Origin of the sequence: Bacillus sp. FSL M7-1020 (assembly GCF_038050415.1) — a bacterium.
Classification (GTDB): domain Bacteria; phylum Bacillota; class Bacilli; order Bacillales; family Bacillaceae_G; genus Bacillus_A; species Bacillus_A toyonensis.
Genome location: NZ_JBBOTW010000003.1, coordinates 21602 through 41599, shown reverse-complemented (window position 1 = coordinate 41599; position 19998 = coordinate 21602). Strand labels below are relative to the sequence as shown.

The 19998-nt window shown below is 32.5% G+C and carries 12 protein-coding genes and 1 pseudogene; 3 read left to right on the top strand and 10 right to left on the bottom strand.

The annotated features are described in order from the left end of the window. Positions 1-8: 8 nt before the first annotated feature. From vioD to ectB, 6 genes are read right to left on the bottom strand one after another with little or no spacing between them, the layout of a single operon-like run. The gene (vioD, locus tag MHB70_RS28915; RefSeq protein WP_061529727.1) at positions 9-1121 is read right to left on the bottom strand and encodes a capreomycidine synthase; all 1113 of its coding nucleotides are present in this window, start codon (positions 1119-1121) and stop codon (positions 9-11) included. Positions 1122-1168: 47 nt separating this feature from the next. After that, positions 1169-1369: an MbtH family protein gene (locus MHB70_RS28910; RefSeq protein ID WP_080451828.1), complete on the bottom strand. Its 201-nt coding sequence runs from the start codon at positions 1367-1369 to the stop codon at positions 1169-1171. A gap of 17 nt (positions 1370-1386) precedes the next feature. Then, positions 1387-5577, bottom strand: coding sequence for a non-ribosomal peptide synthetase (locus MHB70_RS28905; RefSeq protein ID WP_061529729.1), 4191 nt, complete (start codon positions 5575-5577; stop codon positions 1387-1389). Between the two features lie 25 nt (positions 5578-5602). Then, positions 5603-8902 carry a non-ribosomal peptide synthetase gene (locus MHB70_RS28900; RefSeq protein ID WP_061529730.1) on the bottom strand — a complete coding sequence of 1100 codons (3300 nt, stop codon included), beginning with the start codon at positions 8900-8902 and terminating at the stop codon, positions 5603-5605. Positions 8903-8904: 2 nt separating this feature from the next. Further along, on the bottom strand, positions 8905-10860 hold the full coding sequence (locus MHB70_RS28895) for a condensation domain-containing protein (RefSeq protein WP_061529731.1): 1956 nt from the start codon (positions 10858-10860) through the stop codon (positions 8905-8907). Between the two features lie 28 nt (positions 10861-10888). After that, complete coding sequence (gene ectB, locus MHB70_RS28890) at positions 10889-12172, bottom strand: diaminobutyrate--2-oxoglutarate transaminase (RefSeq protein ID WP_061529732.1); 1284 nt, start codon at positions 12170-12172, stop codon at positions 10889-10891. Between the two features lie 1014 nt (positions 12173-13186). Between ectB and MHB70_RS28885 the strand changes: the two genes are divergently transcribed. The 3 genes and pseudogenes from MHB70_RS28885 to MHB70_RS28875 all read left to right on the top strand — a co-directional run bounded on the left by MHB70_RS28885 (position 13187) and on the right by MHB70_RS28875 (position 14461). After that, a complete protein-coding gene (locus MHB70_RS28885; RefSeq protein ID WP_061529733.1) occupies positions 13187-13888 on the top strand; it encodes a winged helix-turn-helix domain-containing protein in 702 nt (233 codons plus the stop codon). A 71-nt stretch (positions 13889-13959) separates the two neighbouring features. Beyond that, positions 13960-14079: pseudogene (locus tag MHB70_RS28880) on the top strand (IS200/IS605 family element RNA-guided endonuclease TnpB); the annotation flags it as partial. Positions 14080-14188: 109 nt separating this feature from the next. Then, positions 14189-14461, top strand: a complete 273-nt coding sequence (locus tag MHB70_RS28875; RefSeq protein ID WP_061529734.1) for a hypothetical protein — start codon at positions 14189-14191, stop codon at positions 14459-14461. Between the two features lie 960 nt (positions 14462-15421). Here MHB70_RS28875 and MHB70_RS28870 read toward each other — a convergent pair. The 4 genes from MHB70_RS28870 to MHB70_RS28855 form a co-directional block, all read right to left on the bottom strand. Beyond that, complete coding sequence (locus MHB70_RS28870; RefSeq protein WP_016119404.1) at positions 15422-15799, bottom strand: DUF956 family protein; 378 nt, start codon at positions 15797-15799, stop codon at positions 15422-15424. A gap of 198 nt (positions 15800-15997) precedes the next feature. Then, a complete protein-coding gene (locus MHB70_RS28865) occupies positions 15998-16909 on the bottom strand; it encodes a PTS system mannose/fructose/sorbose family transporter subunit IID (protein WP_002090267.1) in 912 nt (303 codons plus the stop codon). Positions 16910-16930: 21 nt separating this feature from the next. After that, complete coding sequence (locus MHB70_RS28860) at positions 16931-17731, bottom strand: PTS mannose/fructose/sorbose transporter subunit IIC (RefSeq protein WP_061529735.1); 801 nt, start codon at positions 17729-17731, stop codon at positions 16931-16933. Positions 17732-17766: 35 nt separating this feature from the next. Then, a complete protein-coding gene (locus MHB70_RS28855) occupies positions 17767-18753 on the bottom strand; it encodes a mannose/fructose/sorbose PTS transporter subunit IIA (RefSeq protein WP_061529736.1) in 987 nt (328 codons plus the stop codon). Positions 18754-19998: the final 1245 nt, after the last annotated feature.

Here is a 19998-nt window from a genome sequence, read left to right as displayed (position 1 = left end):
TTTCACCTCTATATATTATTTTTAAGGCATTGTTCTAAGCTAGAAAGCCCCAGATGTAATTCCCTCGCGGTACAACCAAATCCAAGCCTTACCCTTTGTAGATTCCCAAAACAAGTCCCTGGTACTAATAAAACATTATATTTTTTTCCTAATTCATGGCACAATTGTTCTACATCAATGTATGATTTAATTTTCGGAAATACAGTTACTCCTCCACCTGGCGGATTAAATTCAATATATTTCGTGTTTTCATTCATCCAGTTGGATAAATAAGCTAAATTTTGTTTTACTTCATTTAATCTACTATGAAGTAAAGTATCAATATTTCTAACTGTCTTAAGTGCTACATATTCCACTAATGGTGATAGATGTAAAGTCATTCTATCCCGTAATGGAATAAATTTTTCCAGTATTTCTGGAGCAGCTATACACCAACCAAATCTCAAACCCGGGAGTCCATAGCATTTAGAAAATGTTCCGGTTGAAATCGCCTTTTTATAGTACTTTGTTGGATCTTCTAACGGCTCTGTATCATATACAAGATCAGTGAATGCTCCATCCCATAGTAGAAACACATCAAACTCAGAAGCAAGTTCTATAATTTTCATTAATTCTTTATTTGTGATAGTAGTACCAGTTGGATTATGCGGAAAATTCAGAATCAACATTTTAGTATTTTGTTTCATTAGCTTTTTTAATTCATCTATGTCTGCTTTAAATCCGTTCTCCTCCCGAAGATACCATCTTGTTAGTTGACATCCAATTTGCGTTGAAATAGATTCTACGGAATGATAACAAGGATCTAAAATAATTACATGATCACCAGCATTAAGTAAAGAATTTAAAGCTAAGTATAAACCTTCACTAGATCCATGTGTCACCATTACAGAGTTTGGATTACCGTTACTCCATCTTTCACTAATTTCATATCTTAATAGTTGGTGACCATATGATGTGCTATCCATTAGCTTTATTTCATCCAATTCATCCGTGTGAATCTGTAATTTTTCTCTGAGTTCACCAAATGACCATGGATAAACACCACTACTTCCGATATCAATTTTTGCATCATAGTAATATTTCCTCATCCATTCTTCTAGTAATGCTGGACTGTATATCATCTTTCTCCTCCTTTATGCTACTTATTACTAGTAATCTGTTTCTTGCATTAGTTATTTACCCTACTTCTGTCTCTTAGACTGAGTGGGCGCATGTCAGTCCATTCTTTTTCAATGAAATCTAAACATTCTTCCTTTTCCCCCGAAAATCCAACTTCTTCCCATCCTAACGGTAGTTCTTTTTCTTTCCTCCAAATTGAATATTGCATCTCATGATTTACTACCACTGTATAAATTGTTACTTTTCCCATCATAATAACCCCCATTTTTATTTAACTTGAATTATCTTAGAATCTCCCAAAGATTTTCTGATTTCATCCGCTAGAATATTAATTCCAGGTTTATTAAATATTGTGTAATGATCACCCGGAATCGTTTTAACTGATACTTCTTGTTGAGACCAATCCTTCCAACCTAGTGTTTTATCTTGGTTATCACCATTCTCCGCACGGAGCACCACAATTTCTCCAGGATACCTTTTAGTGGGTACATATCCATTTAGTGCATTTAAATTTGCTGAATACACATCAAGCATATATTTTAAATGCTCAACTTTAAATTCTGTTGAAAATATTCCGGCTTTCCTTATAACTGTAAGCACATAGTTTAGTCTTTCTAATTCATTCATTCCTTGATCCATTTGATTCAGATAAATCTCGGCCCCGCTACTTCTTTGTAAATCTTCAATAAACATTTTAAAGATTATTTCGCCGGAATATTCCATTGAAGATATATCTTTACTCCAACTATCTATCATAATAATTTTTGGTGCATATCCTAATTGATCATAAATTTGTATTCCCATCTCAAAAGCAACGATTCCGCCCATAGACCAACCTAAAATAGTGTGTTCTGTTCTATTTGTTAGTAACAGTTCAGATACATATCGCTTTGCTAATTCTCTAATCGATGTAATCGGCTTTTCATTCCCATCTATACCTGGTGCTTTAAAGCCATAAACTTGATAATTAGGTTCTAAAAGTTTAAGCAATCCAGTATAGCAAAAAATATTCCCTCCAACCGGATGAACTAAAGACAACGTTTGTTTATTTTCACTTGGATGCAATTCTACGATCACATCGTTTTCATTATTATTCGATTCTTTCTCCAGCATTTTTGCAATCCCTTCAATAGTTGGGTATTGAAAAATCGCTGCTGTTGAAACTGTTTTCCCTAAAAGTGCTTCCACTTTTCTTATAAATTGAATAGCGGAAAATGAATTCCCTCCAAGCTCGAAGAAATTATCCTTAACACTGACTTTGCTAATTTTTAATGTTTCTTTCCAAATATCTGAGAGCATCATCTCTATCTCTGTACGAGGTAAAACCATTTCGTGTTTTGATATTCTTGTTTCATTTGAAGGATTAGGTAGCCTTTTTTTATCAATTTTCCCATTTTGACTAAGAGGAAATTTTTTCATTTCGATAAACCAAGATGGTATCATATAATTTGGTATGATATTTTTTAGATAATCCTTCAAGGCCCCTAAGTCTAAAGACTGCCCATTTTCTAATGTGAAGTATGCAACAATTCTAATATCATTATCCTCATTTGTATGAACAACCACTACTGTTTGTTGGATTAAAGGATATTCCTCCATTACTCTTTGGATTTCCTCTAATTCAATACGAAATCCCCTAATCTTTACTTGATGATCAATTCTTCCTAAATACTCTAAACCTCCACTATCTAGAAATCTTGCTAAATCCCCAGTTTTATATAATCTTGAGCCTTTTTCTTTACTAAAAATATTGGGCACAAACTTCTCAGCAGTTAATCTAGGACGATTATTATATCCCCTGGCTACTCCCGCACCACCTACATGAATCTCTCCAACTACTCCAATAGGGACTGGCTCCATGTTTTCATCTAAAATATAGAGTTCTAAATCAGAAATTCTTTTACCAATCATATTCTTCTCATTGGTTTGTGAATGATTGATTGGTTGATGAGTAACATGAACTGTTGTTTCTGTTATGCCGTACATATTAACTAAAGCTGGCTTACAATCTCCATGTTTGTTAAACCAATTATTTAATTTATTTGTTTCAAGCGATTCTCCACCAAAAATTACTGTACGTAAACTTAGTTCCATGTTCAACTCTTTATCAGCTTCGATAAACTGGTAGAAAGCAGAAGGTGTTTGATTTAAAACTGTAATCTTTTGTTTGGCGACTAATTCATAAAATTCATCTATAGAACGAGCAGTCCAATACGGAACAATAACCAACTGTCCACCATACAACAAGGCACCCCAAATTTCCCAAACTGAAAAATCAAATGCAAAAGAGTGAAAAAGAGTCCATTTATCATCTGAATTAAATTGGTAACATTTTTCTGTATTAAGAAATAACCTAGTTACATTAGAGTGCGAAACCATCACTCCTTTTGGTTTACCAGTAGAACCAGAGGTATAGATAATATAAGCTAAATTAGATGGATTCGATATATTTTTAATATTACTTGTACTTTTTTGTTTAATGATTTTTCTGTCTTTTTCAAACGTTAAAATTTCAATTTCTAAATCTTCATGAAAACTGTCTACTAAATGCTCATTTGTAAGCAACAATTGAGCATTACTATCTTGTAAAATATATTGTTTTCGTTCTTCTGGATAGTTTGAATCAATTGGAACGTATGTACCTCCAGCCTTCAATATTCCAATAATCCCAACTAGCATCTCAATCGTTCTTTCAACGCAAATACCAACTTTTACTTCAGTAGTAACACCATTTTCTCTTAAATAATGAGCTAGTTGATTAGCCCTTTCATTCAGCTGTTGATAAGAGATTGATTCTTTTGTAGAAACAATAGCTATTGAATCTGGTCTATTCTCAACCTGTTTTTCAAACCATTCATGAATGCAAAGATTACTATAATTAATATCATTTTTTTCATTCCATGTTTCTACTACTTTTTTTCTGTCCCTTTTTGAAATTATTTGTAATTCTGATATCCTCTTATTTGGAGTAGCAACTGAACTCTTTAAGATATTTTGGAAACTCTTCGTCAATTTAACAATTGTATTTTCCGTAAAAATTTCATTGTTAAATTCAATATGACACTGCATGCCATCCGCATCTTTTTCAAATGCAAAGGTCAAATCAAATTTAGCCGTATCATAATCAACTTCAACTCTTGATACTTTAAGGCCAGGAAGTTGTAACGTATCCGAAGCACTTTGTAAAATACATAGGGTTTGTACTATTGGGGTATAACTTAGGTTTCTTTCAGGCTTTAATTGGTCAACTAACATTTCAAATGGTACTTCTTGATGCGCATAAGCACCTAGACATGAGTTTCTTACTTTCATAAGTAATTCTTCAAACGTCGGATCATTACTTAAATCATTTCTAATAGGTAGCGTATTTACAAAAAAACCGATAATTTCCTCTAATTCAATAGAGTTACGATTCGCTGTAACAGTTCCGACAATTATATCTTCTTGACCTGTATAACGATGAAGTAAAATGTTATATATAGTAAGAAGTCCCATAAATAAGGTTGAACCATTTTCTTGACAAATTATTTCAAGTTCTTCGATGTCTGCACCCGATAACCAAAATGAATATAAGCTTCCTTTATAATTTTGAATTGCTGGTCTAGAAAAATCAGTAGGAAGTTCAATTAAATTTGGAGCATTTTTCAATTGATTTTTCCAATATAAAAGATCGTTTTGTAATTTTTCTTCTTGAAATTGATCATGTTGCCAAATCGAATAATCGGAATATTGACAATTTAAATCCGGCAGTGGTGATGGTTGATCATTACAAAAAGCTTCATATAATACCTCCATCTCCTTAAATAGAATTCCCATTGACCATCCATCTGATATAATATGATGCATAGATAAAATTAAAATATATTCTTCCGAACTATGGTGGATAACTGTTACACGTATTAAACACTTAGAAAGGTCAAATGGGGTTGATGCATCGTCATAAATAATGTTTTCCGCTTCTTTTTCACTTTCATCTTTTGTAGAACTACATAAATTAATGACACGAAACGGTAATTTCATTTGATCAGTAATAATCTGTACTGGCTGCTCATTCTCCTCGGCGAATGTTGTACGTAACCCCGCATGCCTATTGACAATTTCTTGAATGCTTTTTTCCAATGCTTTTAGATTAAGCGGTCCAGTGATTCTTCTTACATCTTGAATATTGTAAAAAGAATTTCCAGGTTTTAATTGCTCCATAAACCACAGACGATTTTGAGCAAACGAAAGCGGAATATGTTCTTTTTTGGCTTTAGTAACACTCTGTACATTTTTTGGATAATCAGTTTTTTTTGCCTCTTTTAATAAAGATAAAATTTCATACTCATGTTGATGAAGTCCCTTAAGAAGTTCTTGATTTAACCCTTCTTTTGGTCCGTTAAAACGTAAACTATCATCTTCTATCCAAATTTTTATATTTTTTTTTCGAAGTTTATTTAAGAGCTCAATCATTTTCATCTGAAAGCCTCATTTCGATATTTTATCAATGTTCAGTTTTTGACACATTCATTATCCAGCATAAAGTATCAATATAGTCAGCCAACTTTCCCAAAGTAGGTACTTCAAATATACTTGATACAGGTAATGGCACATTGAATTTAACTCTTGATCGAGAAATTACCTGTATAGCTAATAAGGAATGGCCACCAATATCAAAGAAGTTGTCCCTCTTCCCAATATTTTTTTCACCTAGAACTTCTGTCCAAATTAATGCAAGAGCTTTTTCTGTATCAGTTGAAATCGGAATAAATTCATTAATAGAGCTATTCATATTTGGAATAGGAAGTAATTTCCTATCAATTTTCCCATTTGGCGATAATGGTAGTTTATCCATAAAAATAAATTGAGATGGAATCATATATTTAGGTATTTTTTTCTCTAACTCATCTCTTAAATCCCAATCTGTAATGTTAGTGTTCCCCTGTTCAAGAACCACATAAGCTATTAAATACCTTTCCATATTTTTATCAATATGAATAGTGACAACCACATCAGAGATTGAATCATGTTGTAATAAATTCACCTCCACTTCCTCAATCTCAATCCTAAACCCTCTAATTTTAATTTGATTATCAATTCTTCCTAAAAATTCAATAGTCCCATCCATCCTATACCTTCCAAGGTCACCCGTTCGATATAATCTTTCGCCAAGCCTATTACTATAAGGATCTGGTAAAAACTTATTAGCTGTAGCCTTAGGGTTATTAATATACCCTCTCCCTACACCTGCTCCTCCAACAAAAATCTCACCCTTAGATCCTATTGGAAGAAGATTTAATGCATCATCTAGAATATAAATTTTAATATTGTTAATCGCTTTACCTATCGGGGCTATACCAGGCTGCAGATGGTTTATATTATTAACCCTGTACATGGTTACATCATCTGCACATTCTGCTGGCCCATAAGCATTAATTATTTCTGTTTCATTAAATGTCCTTATCCAATTTTTTAGTAATCTCGAATCTGATTGCTCACCTGTAACTAGCATGAATCTCAACAGTTGATTACAATAATTACTTTTTGTAGCTTCTTCAATAAATAATTTCAAATAAGATGGCGTGGTTTCCATTACTGTAACTCTGTCATTCTTTACTTTTTCTAATAGTAAGGTAGGATCCATCACAGTCTGGTCACTATAAATTCGAATTCTTCCTCCGACTAATATAGTCGTTAAGAACTGCCAAATTGATATATCAAAGCATTGTGAAGCAGTTTGTGCAACTGTGTCTCTACTAGTCAGTTTCAAGTCAACAATTTTAGAAAAAAGGTGATTCATCATGTTACGATGCTCTATCATTGTCCCTTTCGGTAGTCCGGTAGAACCAGATGTGAAAATGATATAAGCCAAATTTTCTGGAAACACTTTAGGTATAGAGCATAAATCCATTTGGATTTTATTCTTAATTATTTCATCTAAATTTACAGTTTGAACGGAATAATTAAGCAAATCGTTTAAATCAAGATTTTGTGCTTCCTCTCCAGAAGTAGAAGAAAATAAAATTGTTTTACACTTACTTTGTTGAAGAATATGTTTAATTCGTTGGATAGGATAATTTGGATCTAGCGGAAGGTAAACCCCTCCAACTTGGAATATTGCAAGTATACTAGCTAAATAATATCTATCACGATTTCCTAATAATCCAACTACTGTCTCATTACTAGCACCGGACAACATAAGTCGTTTTGAAATTTCATTTGATAATAAATACATTTCTTTGTATGTTAACGTCCCTACCTCATCCATAACAGCGATATTATTTGGTGTCTTAGTGACTTGTTCTATGAACAAGTCAAAGAAACTTTTATCTTTAACAAAACTTCTTTTCGTATCTGTCCATTCCAGCAATAATGTATCTTTTTCACTTTTTGTCATAAATTCAATCTCTGATATAATTACATCAGGCTTAGCTATTACATTTTTTATGATAGTTTGAAAATTATTAGCCATTCTGACAATTGTGTCTCGATTAAACAAATTTGTTGAATACTCAAAATTCACATCCAAAGAACCATCTTCTAAATCTTCAATAATAATAGATAAATCATATTTAGAAGTTATTACGCTATCTTCTATACTATTGACTTCCAAGCCTTCTATAGAAAATGTGTGACTGCCATGTTGTAATTCAAACATTACTTGGAAAATTGGTGTCCTGCTTAAATCTCTTTCTGGTTGAAGCTCCTCTATTAGTTTTTCGAAAGGGAGATCTTGATTAGAATACGCTTCTATACATGTATCCATAACCGCTCTAAGAAAGCTCTTAAACTCCTGAGTCTCACATATTTGCCCTCTCAAACAGACCATATTCACAAAAAATCCAATTATTGATTCAATTTCTTTACTAGTTCTAGCCGCAATTGGAGAACCTATTACAATATCCTTTTGTTTTGTGTATTTATAAATAAGAATGTAAAAAACTGATAGCAAAGTCATAAATAATGTTACGCCTTCTTTTTTACTCAAATTCCGAATTTCATCAGCTATATTTTTTGGAATTGTAATTTTATACAAATCCCCTTCGGAATTTAATATTGATGGCCTCATTTTATCGTATGGGAGTTCAATATATGGTGGAGCGCCCTTTAGCTTATCAGCCCAATATTTTAAATATCTTCCCATTCTTTCTACAGTTAAATGTTTACGTTGCCAGTTTGAAAAATCAGCATACTGATATTTAATTGGTACTAAATCACATTTATTTCCTTTCACATTGGCCTCATAAAGAGTAGTCAATTCATCCATAAATATCCCAGCTGACCATCCATCAAATATAATGTGATGCATGTTAAAAAGGAGTATATGCTTATTGGCTTCCAATTTAATTAAATGAACCTGGAATAATGGGCCTTCCTGTAATGAAAATGGAGTATTTACTATATTTAACAAGAATTGTCTCTCAAATCTAGTATTACTTAAATCTACAAAGTTAATTTTAATCTCCTCTGAGTCCGCAATTATTTGAAATGCTTTACCGTCTATTTCCCTAAATGTTGTTCGAAGGGACTCATGGCGTTGAACAATTATATTTAATGCTTCTTTTAACGCTAATTCATCCAAATCCCCACTTAAAGTAAATGCAAAGTATGTATTATAAGAAGTATCATTAGGTTGTAACTGCTGAAGATACCAGAGTCGTTCCTGTGCAAAAGAAGCTCTAATTGGATCAATTCTAGATGTAATTTCTAATTTATCAACATTATTTTTTTGTAAAGAGGCTTGATTTAATCGCTTTTCAATGATTTCATGAATTGTTTTTCCCTCTAAAGAATCAAATTTCATATCTATTCCACCCCGCTAGATACATTTACGTCTGCAGTAACCGCCTCTTCTACAGCGTTGATAAATTCTCCAATGTTCTGGGTCTCAAATAAACTTCTTAATGGTACATCAACTCCAAATGCTTCTCTTACACGTACCATGATTTGGATTGCTAATAAGGAATGTCCACCCAATTCAAAAAAATTATCACTTAATTCTATATTTTGCACTCCAAGTACTTCTTTCCAAATAACCACCATTGCTTTACCAGTTATACTTTGAAGATTGTCTAAATAAACATTAGATTTACTCTCAACTAATGGCACTGTTTCTAAATTTAATTCAAATACTTCTTGAATATGAACGCTATATTCCCTATCCTTCTTACCTCTACCAATTTTCAATAAACACTTCCCTTTTTCAAATGGGTTTTCTACTAATTTATCCTTCAAGTTAGGATATTGTAATGCATATTCCATATCAATGTTTACGTTATTAATAAAAATTTGACCGGATACTCCTACAGGAACCGGCTTCAAATTTTCATCCAAAATTAATACTTTATCAGAGGTAAATCTGTCTATTTCATTTTCACTTAGAATTTCTAAAGTAGATATTTTTGAATTAGGATGATCCAAAATATTTTGCAACAGTGCTTCATAATGATCTATATATCTTTGTATTGTTTTTTCATCAAATAAATCAGTATTAAATTCAACATTTATTTCTAAAAATTCCCCTTTATTTGTTACTGTCCAAGTTGAATCAAACTTAGATGTAAAAGTTGGTAATCCCTCAATAGGTAATAATTTTAAACCTTCCATATTAATTCCTAATGTAGCGTCATCTTCATACGCAAAGACAGTTTGAATTAATGCTTGAGTGGTATTATTTTGCTTAGGCATTAACTCTTTAGCAAGAATATCGAGTGGAATGTCTTGGTAAGTGTACGCTTCAAGTGTTGTTCTCTTGACTTCTTTTAATAGTTCTTTAAAAGTCGTTTCTGCATTAAATGTTGTGCGTAAAGCTACTAAATTAACAAAGTAACCAATTAATGACTCGTATTCACTTTTAGAACGCCCAGCCATAGGTGAACCAATTAATAAATCAAAACTTCCAGTATATTTGTGTAGCAATACTTTAAATGCCGACAATAATACCATGTAAAGTGTTGATTTCTCATTTCTTGCCAAATAAGATAATTTTTCCGTTAGATGCTCTGGTAACTTCCTTGTCAAAATTTTGCCTTTATATTTTTGTTCTGGTAACTTCGGAAAGTCACTTGGGAAATAATTTCCTTTAGATACGGCATTTAACTTATTTCTCCAGTACGCAAGATATACTTCTTTATCTTCGTTATTAATACGCTCTTTATTTATTTTTGAAAATTCAAAATAATCACAATGTAATTCCGGTAGTTCTGGCTCTTTTCCTTCAATTATTGCATTATAAGTTATTGCTATTTCTCTAAGTAAAATTTCCATAGACCAGCCATCAAAAATAATATGGTGCATATTGAAAACCAGAACATGGTTGTCATTAGTATAACTAAACAAATAAGATCTCATAAGTTCTTCATTCTCTATATTAAAAGGCTTTGTTGATTCTAAAGAAATTAGTCTATTTAGTTCATTCTGACGCCTTTCATAATTAAAATCTGTTAAATCTACGATATGAAAAGGGACTTGAGTTACACCAGAACAAACTATAAATGGCTTATTATTGGCCATTATGACTCGGCTTCTTAACACATCATGTCTTTCCCATACCCTTTGAAGTGAAGTCTGGAGCGCCATTATATTAATATCCCCTTCAATCTTACACATCCATGGAACACTATATAGGGGACTGTTAGGTATTAATCGATCCAAAAACCATAGACCATATTGATTCAATGATAATTCATATATTTTTTCTTTTCTTTCATCCCCTACATCTGTATCTCTTTTTTTATTCATATAAAATTTCGAATCGTTCATTCTTTACATCCCCCTCTATATTTAAATTCTATTTATAGCTGTGTGACAAATTTTGTTGAATGGAGTACTCAATAATATCCAATCCTCTCTGCAACCCGTCACTATCAATTATTAATGGTGGAATAATTTTGATTACCTGGCTATCCGAACCAGATGTTTCACAAATTAATCCATTTTCAAATGCAGTTGCACAAACTCTTTCTGCGAGTCCATTTTTTTTGCAATAAATCCCCTGTATTAGCCCTCTTCCACGATGCTCTCCCTCTATCTCTGGATATTTTTCAATTAAACCATGTAAATCTTTTGATAATTTATCTGCTTTTTTTTGAATAGACTCCTCAAATTTTGTATTTTCCCAATATTTTAATGCTGCAGTTCCAGTAACAAAAGCTAAATTATTTCCCCTAAAAGTGCCATTATGCTCTCCTGGAAACCAATTATCAAATTCCGGTTTTATCAGTGTTAAAGACATAGGAAGACCATATCCACTTATCGATTTAGATAAACATATTACATCTGGGCTAATATTTGCTGGCTCGAAGCTAAAAAATGTACCTGTACGTCCACAACCAGTTTGAATGTCATCTATAATTAATAAAATATCAAATTCATCACATATCTTTCTTAATTCCCTAAGCCACTCAAAACTCATTTTGTGTAGGCCACCCTCACCTTGTACAGTCTCAACTATAATTGCTGCAGGAATTTCAATACCACTTCCATTATCATTTAAAATTTTTCTTAAATATTCTAGCGAATCGAACCCATTAATATAGTTTTCATATGGAAGAGACACACCATTGTTCAAAGGTACTCCTGCCCCTTTTCTTTTCTTACGATTACTACTTACCGAAAGTGATCCGATGGACATTCCATGAAATGAGTTTGTAAAGCTAAATACACCTGTTCTTCCAGTGATTTTCCTTGCGATTTTCAATGCACTTTCTACTGCGTTTGTTCCAGTCGGTCCTGGGAACATAATTTTGTAATTCAATCCTCTTTTTGATAAAATTACATCTTGGAATTTTATTAAAAAGTTAGCTTTAGCCATTGTCCCCATGTCTAAGCTATGTGCTATTCCATCTTTTTGAATATAATCAAGTAATTGCTTTTTCATATATGGATCATTGTGTCCATAATTTAGAGCACCAGCTCCAGCAAAAAAATCTATATATTCCTTTCCGTTTTCCCCCCATATTTTAAAACCTTTAGAACAATCAAAAACTGTCGGAAAACATCTTGAGTAACTTCGAACACTAGATTCTAAGTCTTCAAAAACATTAAGATCAGTATATTGACTTTCATTCAACATGAGAAAACCCCTCTCAATAATAAAATAAAAAACTATCAGTATCGCTTTGTTACAAATTTTATTTCTTCACATTACAATACTTCCTACACCTATACTAAAATATAGTCTATTTAAATTACGTTTTCTAAATGTTCCTTACAAATATTAGTTATAACTGAACTCCATTAAAAATAATTCAATGTAATTACTTACTAGCGATTACTACGCTGTTAATATAAGTTTATTTTCTAACTTTTACCTTGTGATATTAACTAGCTATTTCTATAAATATTGATATTTTAGTATACGGACAAATAATATTTCACAATGTTTAATAGATTATAAGTGGAACAATCGTATTGTTAACTTCAACATCATTGTATTTAAAATTACAATAGTTAAGGGGTTTTGTCTTTATAAAAAACATTAGATTAAACTAAAAATTTATTTAGATAAAATTTTTTAAAGTTCTATAATGAATTTACCGTTAAATAATCTATTTCCGAGTTCAAGTATCCAAGGAAAAAATTCACTTCATCAAAGTACAATAAATACCCTATTTAATATCATTCGTAATAGATTTTTAGATATTTCTTGCAGAACTATGGCATTTTTATATGAGTTTATCTAATTAAAAATCCAAATTAATTAAATCAGGGTTATAAGCTCTATAACTTCATCCGAATACCATTTAAATATTATATACAAATAATTCATTCAACTGCATTTACCGAGAATAAAACAGCTCTTTTTTTGTATCTGAATTTTCTGAAAAAAGATTATCAAAAAATAAATTTAGATATTCATGTTAATATTTTATTTAAATTCAATAATTTAACAAAAATGAAACTTCCATAGCAGAATTTAAATTCTCATTCAATAAGATAAACGAACTTAGAGTCACTTAAGCAATACATTAATTTATGTAGTATATAGTGATTTAATATAACATTAAAATCGCTAACAATATTTTAAATGACTTGAGCACTCGGAAAATAAAGTTCTTTAATTATAGTTAAAGTTGGAGGTAAAAAGGTGAAAATAATAGTATTGTCCCATAATGAAGATTTCATTGAATTGGTGAGCTTCATCCTTAAGCAAAAGAATATAGATATTTTAAGTACTAATGATCGTGAAACTATAATAGAAATTGCGCAAAGCGGGGACTTTCTTTCAATTGTATTAGATCTATCAAATCCAACACCTGAAGATATTTACTATTGGAGTGAATTATTACAATTGACTTCTATTCCAATTCTAGTCACACACTCTAATGCAAGCGATGTTAAACAAGTACTTTTAAGACAAAAAGCATTAATTAATCTAACAGATCCAATAACAACTTTTTGGGAAAAATTATCTGCGGAAAGAAATAAAAAAGGCCAAAATTCCTTTGAAAATCTTATATTATTATCTCCTGATATAATATTTGACGTCGCAGGGCATTGCATAAAAAAGAGAAATGAAAGTATTATGCTATCTACTACAGAGTTTAAATTATTATATCTATTAGCCAATAATATAGGTGAAACCTTTACTGTAAATGAACTAATTGATTATATTGAAATTACAGGAATTTCCACATTATATGTTTACATTCAAAAATTAAGGGAGAAAATTGAAAAAAACCCTAAGAATCCACATATTTTGGTCAACCATAGAGGCAGGGGGTATAAACTTATAATTTCCGCTACTAACCAAGTTAATGAAAGTTATACTGAACCGATTAAATGTTGAATTAACTACCATTTAATTCAATTAGGATTACAGCATGATTATTAAATCCCTTAATAATCAGAACATAAAAACTTCGTAGATGGGACTGCCCTTCTTGTCGTACACACTATGATAGGGATATTAACCAAAATATTAATCTACAGAAGGAAACGATAAGACTTCTAACCGCAAGGACTGTGGAGCTATCCTAATAGATTAGAGTTTGATAGAACTCAGTACTTAGGAATCCCCTCTTCTAAATGAAGGAAAAGTCGAGGTAGTTCAAAACAAAACCTTGTTAATTAAAGGTGGATGAGTACGATGAATAATTTTACTATAAAGAAAATTACTAATGAAGGAAAAGAGATCGAGCATCAAAAAATTGAAATTTTCGGATTTAATTCAAAAGAAATCAAAGCCATTAAAATTATAAGCACATCAAAAATGAAAGAATTTTATGATGGTCTGTATAGTCAATACGATTTTTTTTTAGAGGTTTATTATGATGATTCTAGTTTTAAATTTATAACATGCAAATGCTTGTCAATTACAGACAATGGAAACGGCTTATATCATTACGAATTTCATTTGTGACAGAAGCTGTTTTACGCTGTAATTTGGAGAATACTATACACTAGTCAATAATTTAACAGTAGAAAATAAATAAAAAAAGTAACTCCTGTGTTTGCATAAAAGTCTTTTTTAATTAACTAGCAGTCCTTATATACCATTTTTAATTCAACTCAATTTATCTTTCTCCGACAGAAGACGCCCTCTCAATTTGCGGGAGGGTACGAGAGTACCAGCGAATAGTTGAAAGGTAAATTTCAGCTGGCCTAGACCAACATATTTGCTACCATGTACTTGTACGGATTACTCGTTGAAAGTTGAAGATATGAGGCTGATTGCAGAGGATAATCGTTAAAATTGTAAAATCTTCAACGTTCTATCGTTCCACACTTGTCGAAGTTGCGAAAACCAAGATAAAGTTGATAACGGAGTTCGCCAACATACAAAATACTCCAGTTCTCTCTATAGGAACTATGGACAGAGCACTAGTGGATACATCTGTGTTCACAGAAATCTTCCTTAGAGTGCTAAATAGGAGTAGTTCAACTTAGTATAAACTATACTGTCCTGATAATTATTCTTCCTCCATTCGAACTAGGTGTTTAATAATTTCTTCACCTACACAAATATAATTACGTACTGGCACCTCTAAACCAAGTGCCTCCTAATTTACTAGCTATCACTAAAACTTTTTACTCAATTACATTTAATTACAGGTTAAATTCAAATTTCCTTTTTATTACTCCACTTTTATCGTGAATAAAATACCATTTAATCATGTTGTTTTTACATATTTAAATGGTATTTTTAAATCCAAACAAACATATCTGTTTATGTTTCTCTAAATAGATTTTTGTTGTTTGGACTTGCAGCATAAGATACACCCCTGATAGGAATCTATACGCCTTATTACCTTTTATACTATTTTTACACCAAAATCATGTTAACTCCTTTATGAAAAATACACCCCTTCTTTTCATTTTGTTATTTCTTTTTACCTATCGATTTAAGACCACGTTTAATAACGTCATAGAAACTTAGAGATTGTGCCATATGATCTGGATCTACATATTCTCGTATAGCCCGAAGAACTCTCTTAGGTTCCTTAGAAGAAAAGGTGAAGAGCCCATTTCTCTTCGTTTCAATCGCATAACGTGGAATCCATTTCCCCTTAAACATCACGGAGGCTATAACGTAATCTACTTCCTCCCACGGGATTTGAATAAATTTACGCGTATCACGAGAATTATAAAATTCAAATCCTTTATCACCAATCATAATTTTCCCATAGTCTGTAAGTCCCGTGAACGCGGTGGCATCTATTACTAAATCTACCTTTGTATTAATTGATTGAACCATCATATCCACTCCATTTCATTTATCCTATTTAAAATTCGTTACTTCAAACTATTAAATCAATACAAAAAGTGGCTGAAACAATAATATCCAGCCACTTTTTGTATGCGAACTATTATCGTTTCACAGATTACTAAACTACACTTCAATCTCAACAATTCCTAAATAATAAATCTTAAGAATTGACAACTTCAGCAACTTAAATTATAAAAGTCCGATTACGTGACCAACTACCCCAACTACGAATAATGAAAGAATAATAACAATTGGGCTGACTTTTTTCTTAAGCAACCACATACAGAAGAATGTCAGAAGCAATGCGGCCAAACCAGGAATTAATTGATCTAAGTTATCTTGCAAGGTAGTCACTTTCGTAGGTGACAGTGCCATTCCTGAGTTTACTTGTTCAAAAGATTGACGAATCCCTTCACCATTTCCGGGAAGTTTGTCCCACTCAATATACGCACCTTTATCTAACTGAACTTCAGATACGACTGGCTTAAATTTAATTGATACCCACCGTTCCACTAAGGCTGCAAGTACAAACATACCAAGGATTGATGCACCTTTTGTAATATCCTGTAATAATCCACCTGAAAGATCATCAGTGATTTTAGAACCAGCTTTATAACCAAATTCTTGTGTATACCACATAAATCCCCAACGAATCAGATTCCAAGCTAAGAAGAAAAGAATTGGCCCAAGGATATTCCCACCCATTGCTAATGATGCTCCTAAAGCACCTAACATCGGACGTAAAGTAAACCAAAACACTGGATCACCAACACCGGCTAAAGGACCCATCATCCCAACTTTAACCCCTTGAATTGCCACATCATCAACTTCTGCACCATTAGCGCGTTCTTCTTCAAGTGCTAATGTAACTCCTAAAATTGGTGAAGCAATATAGGGATGTGTATTGAAGAATTCTAAATGACGTTTTAACGCCGCTTTTCGATCTTCTTTTGATTTATATAATTTTTTAATTGCTGGAATCATCGAGAAGGCCCAACCACCATTTTGCATACGTTCATAGTTCCAAGAACCCTGAATAAATGTAGACCGCCATGCAACGGCTAAGCGATCTCTTTTTGTTAATTGAATTTTTTCTGCCATTTGTCTTCTCCTCCTCCTGAATTAATAATCGTTTAAGATATCGTCAAGTGGATCACCAGAGTTACCTCCACCACCATTTGAAGAACCACCCATTTTAGAAAGACTCAAATAAATAAGAGCTAAAGCTACACCCAATGCACCAAGTGCAATAAGTGTTAATTGAGAAATTGCGGCTATTACGAAACCAATAATGAAGAATGGCCATACTTCTTTTGTTGCCATCATATTAATAACTAATGCATAACCAACAGCAACAACCATTCCACCACCAATAGCCATTCCATCAGTTAACCATGCAGGCATTGATTCCAAGAATCCTTGAACGCTTTGTGCAGGGATAAATAAAAGTGCTCCGGCAGGAATCGCAATTCGGATTCCTTGTAAACACACCGCAGCGATGTGTAACGCTTCAATTTTTTTAATATTTCCTTCTTCAGCTGCCGTATCCATCATGTGTACGATAGGAACAGCAAGTGTACGAACAATCATTGTTAAGAAAAGTCCTGCTACTGCTAGTGGTACCGCTACTGCGATTGCTGATGCAACACCACTAACACCTTGTCCACCTAATACTAAAATGATTGCCGATGCAACAGATGCCAATGCGGCATCTGGCGCTACGGCTGCCCCAATATTTGCCCATCCAAGTGCAATCATTTGAAGTGTACCGCCAAGAACAATACCTGCCTCCAGGTTACCAGTTACTAAACCAATTAATGTACATGCCACAAGTGGTTGATGGAATTGAAATTCATCTAATATTCCTTCCATACCGGCTAGAAATGCAATTAGTATTACTAAAATTATTTCTATAGTAGACACTATGATCCCCCATTTCATTTAAATTTGCTATGTCACTATGCTAATTCAACCTTCGCTTTTTTTAGAATTTCATCCATGTTGGCACGGGAATCATTAGGTACTTTACGTACATCAAAATGAATGCCTTTTGCTTTCATTTTCTCGAAAGCTTCAACATCTTCTCTTCCCATAGAAAGTACCTTATTTACAACAACCTTTCCAGTTGAATGGGCCATAGAACCAACGTTAACTTCTTTAATATCCACACCACCCTCTATAACTCTTAGGACATCTAGTGGGTTTTCAAATAATACTAGTGCATTAGTATTACCAAAACGTGGATCTTTTTCAACTTCAATCATTTTGCTGATTGGAATAACATTGGCCTTAACCCCTGGTGGTGCCGCCTGTTCGATTAATTTCTTACGAAGATCGTCTTTAGACACTGCATCTGAAACTACGATAATACGATTTGGTTGTGTAGACTTTGTCCATGCAGTCGCTACCTGACCATGCAATAAACGAGAATCCACACGGACTAAAACGAACTTGATTTTCCCATCACCAACTACTGTACCGGGAGCAAGTCTGCCTTTTGCTTTTTCATCTTTAGCAACTGCAGTATCAGTATTTTCTTTGGGTTCCAGCTCTTCAGGTTTAATCCTGATCCCTTCTTTTGCTGTTTTACAGATATTTGCTGCGATTTCTTGAGCAGACGTTATTGATAAACGGGATGCATAAGCTTCAATCACCATTGGTAAATTCATGCCCGCAACGATCGCCCAATTTTCTTTGTGTTCTTCATACAAGCCATTAGCTTGATTGAATGGAGTACCGCCCCATAGATCAACTAAAAATAATACTTCATCTTGATTATCAAAAGATGCAACTGCTGCTTCCATTTTTGCTCTCAAATCGGCTGGACCTTCGCTTGGCATTAAGGTAACAGCTTTAACATTTTCTTGCTCTCCAAAAATCATTGCGCCAGATTGTAAAATGCCTTCAGCAAATTGGCCATGGCTTGCTAGGATAATCCCTACCATCTCTATACCTCCTAAATATTTCATCCTAATTTTTTTCCGTATAGACGCAACCAACACAACTTTTCTTCTTCGTTTCATCAATCTTTAACTATTAAAAAACAACTTTTTCTATCCCTGAGAAAACCACCCCCTAGGCTATTTAAAGCTCATTTTTTTCATAAAATTTCTTTACTACTGATAATGAGTTTGCGAGTCTCCAATTCACCATCTTTCAAATCATTACTTAAAACACATAATTTCTTGCGGAAAAGGTTCGTAATCTTATAAAATAATCCACTAAAAGAAAACGCTTTCAAATTATAGAAAGAACATGCTATTGAAAATTTTTGATTTATATACGCTTACTCTAAACTTAATCAACTAAAAATAGACTGAGTTCCAACAAACCAAAATAAGAGTGAAACTCCACTTGCGACTTTCCTCATCGATAAGGAGAGTATTTATCTCGAAAAAAACATGAGTATAAATGCAATCGAACATGAAAGAAATCAATTTGAAATTCTGTGAATGATAAAGATGCCATGTATGCGTTTAATTGCGCATATGTTACTTACGAAAAATTTGATTAAATGACAGACTATACATATTTCCCCTTTTTCCAACTAAAGAAAAGCACTGTTATTCGCAAAATGAAATCGATTCCATTTACTAAAAACATTGCCGCTCTATCTGATAAGATGGTTTATATCGCCTGCACACAAAGTTGCAAAGAGAATGGTTTTCTCCTTCTTGAAGTTGTTAATACAAATGGAAATGTACTTCTCCTCATCACCTTTCACTTATACATTTTGGCTAAATAGCAAATAAAAAACAATAAACCTCTCTTACGAATCATGCGTTTCCTAGAAGCTGCTTTCTGGAAAACATCTTATATGTGTTGATAGAAGAGCTGGCCCGTCGTAAAGGAACATTTGTCATTAGCATTTTTAATTTTGGTTAAACTGAATATTTTATCAAATTTAGAAAGAGTATGTATCTAAAAAATCACGATTATATTTATAGAATTCTAGCGCATAAATATAATAATATGAAAGCAGCTCATTTATCAGTTCTTAAAAAGAATAAACACTATAATTTCTAAAACAGTTATGTTTATATATATACATTATATCTATTGTGAAAATTTTCACAATAGATATAAATTGAACATTTTATGAATAATATTTTCATTTTTATATAGCGTCACATCGATATCAAATTTAACTCATGTAACGTCAACTATAGTAGAGATTGTCTTTTTCTAAA

Bases quoted from the DNA above. Each gene is read 5' to 3' on its own strand.
- vioD (WP_061529727.1), bottom strand. From the start codon at position 1,121: ATGATATACAGTCCAGCATTACTAGAAGAATGGATGAGGAAATATTAC.
- MHB70_RS28910 (WP_080451828.1), bottom strand. From the start codon at position 1,369: ATGGGAAAAGTAACAATTTATACAGTGGTAGTAAATCATGAGATGCAA.
- MHB70_RS28905 (WP_061529729.1), bottom strand. From the start codon at position 5,577: ATGAAAATGATTGAGCTCTTAAATAAACTTCGAAAAAAAAATATAAAA.
- MHB70_RS28900 (WP_061529730.1), bottom strand. From the start codon at position 8,902: ATGAAATTTGATTCTTTAGAGGGAAAAACAATTCATGAAATCATTGAA.
- MHB70_RS28895 (WP_061529731.1), bottom strand. From the start codon at position 10,860: ATGAACGATTCGAAATTTTATATGAATAAAAAAAGAGATACAGATGTA.
- ectB (WP_061529732.1), bottom strand. From the start codon at position 12,172: ATGTTGAATGAAAGTCAATATACTGATCTTAATGTTTTTGAAGACTTA.
- MHB70_RS28875 (WP_061529734.1), top strand. From the start codon at position 14,189: ATGAATAATTTTACTATAAAGAAAATTACTAATGAAGGAAAAGAGATC.
- MHB70_RS28870 (WP_016119404.1), bottom strand. From the start codon at position 15,799: ATGATGGTTCAATCAATTAATACAAAGGTAGATTTAGTAATAGATGCC.
- MHB70_RS28865 (WP_002090267.1), bottom strand. From the start codon at position 16,909: ATGGCAGAAAAAATTCAATTAACAAAAAGAGATCGCTTAGCCGTTGCA.
- MHB70_RS28855 (WP_061529736.1), bottom strand. From the start codon at position 18,753: ATGGTAGGGATTATCCTAGCAAGCCATGGCCAATTTGCTGAAGGCATT.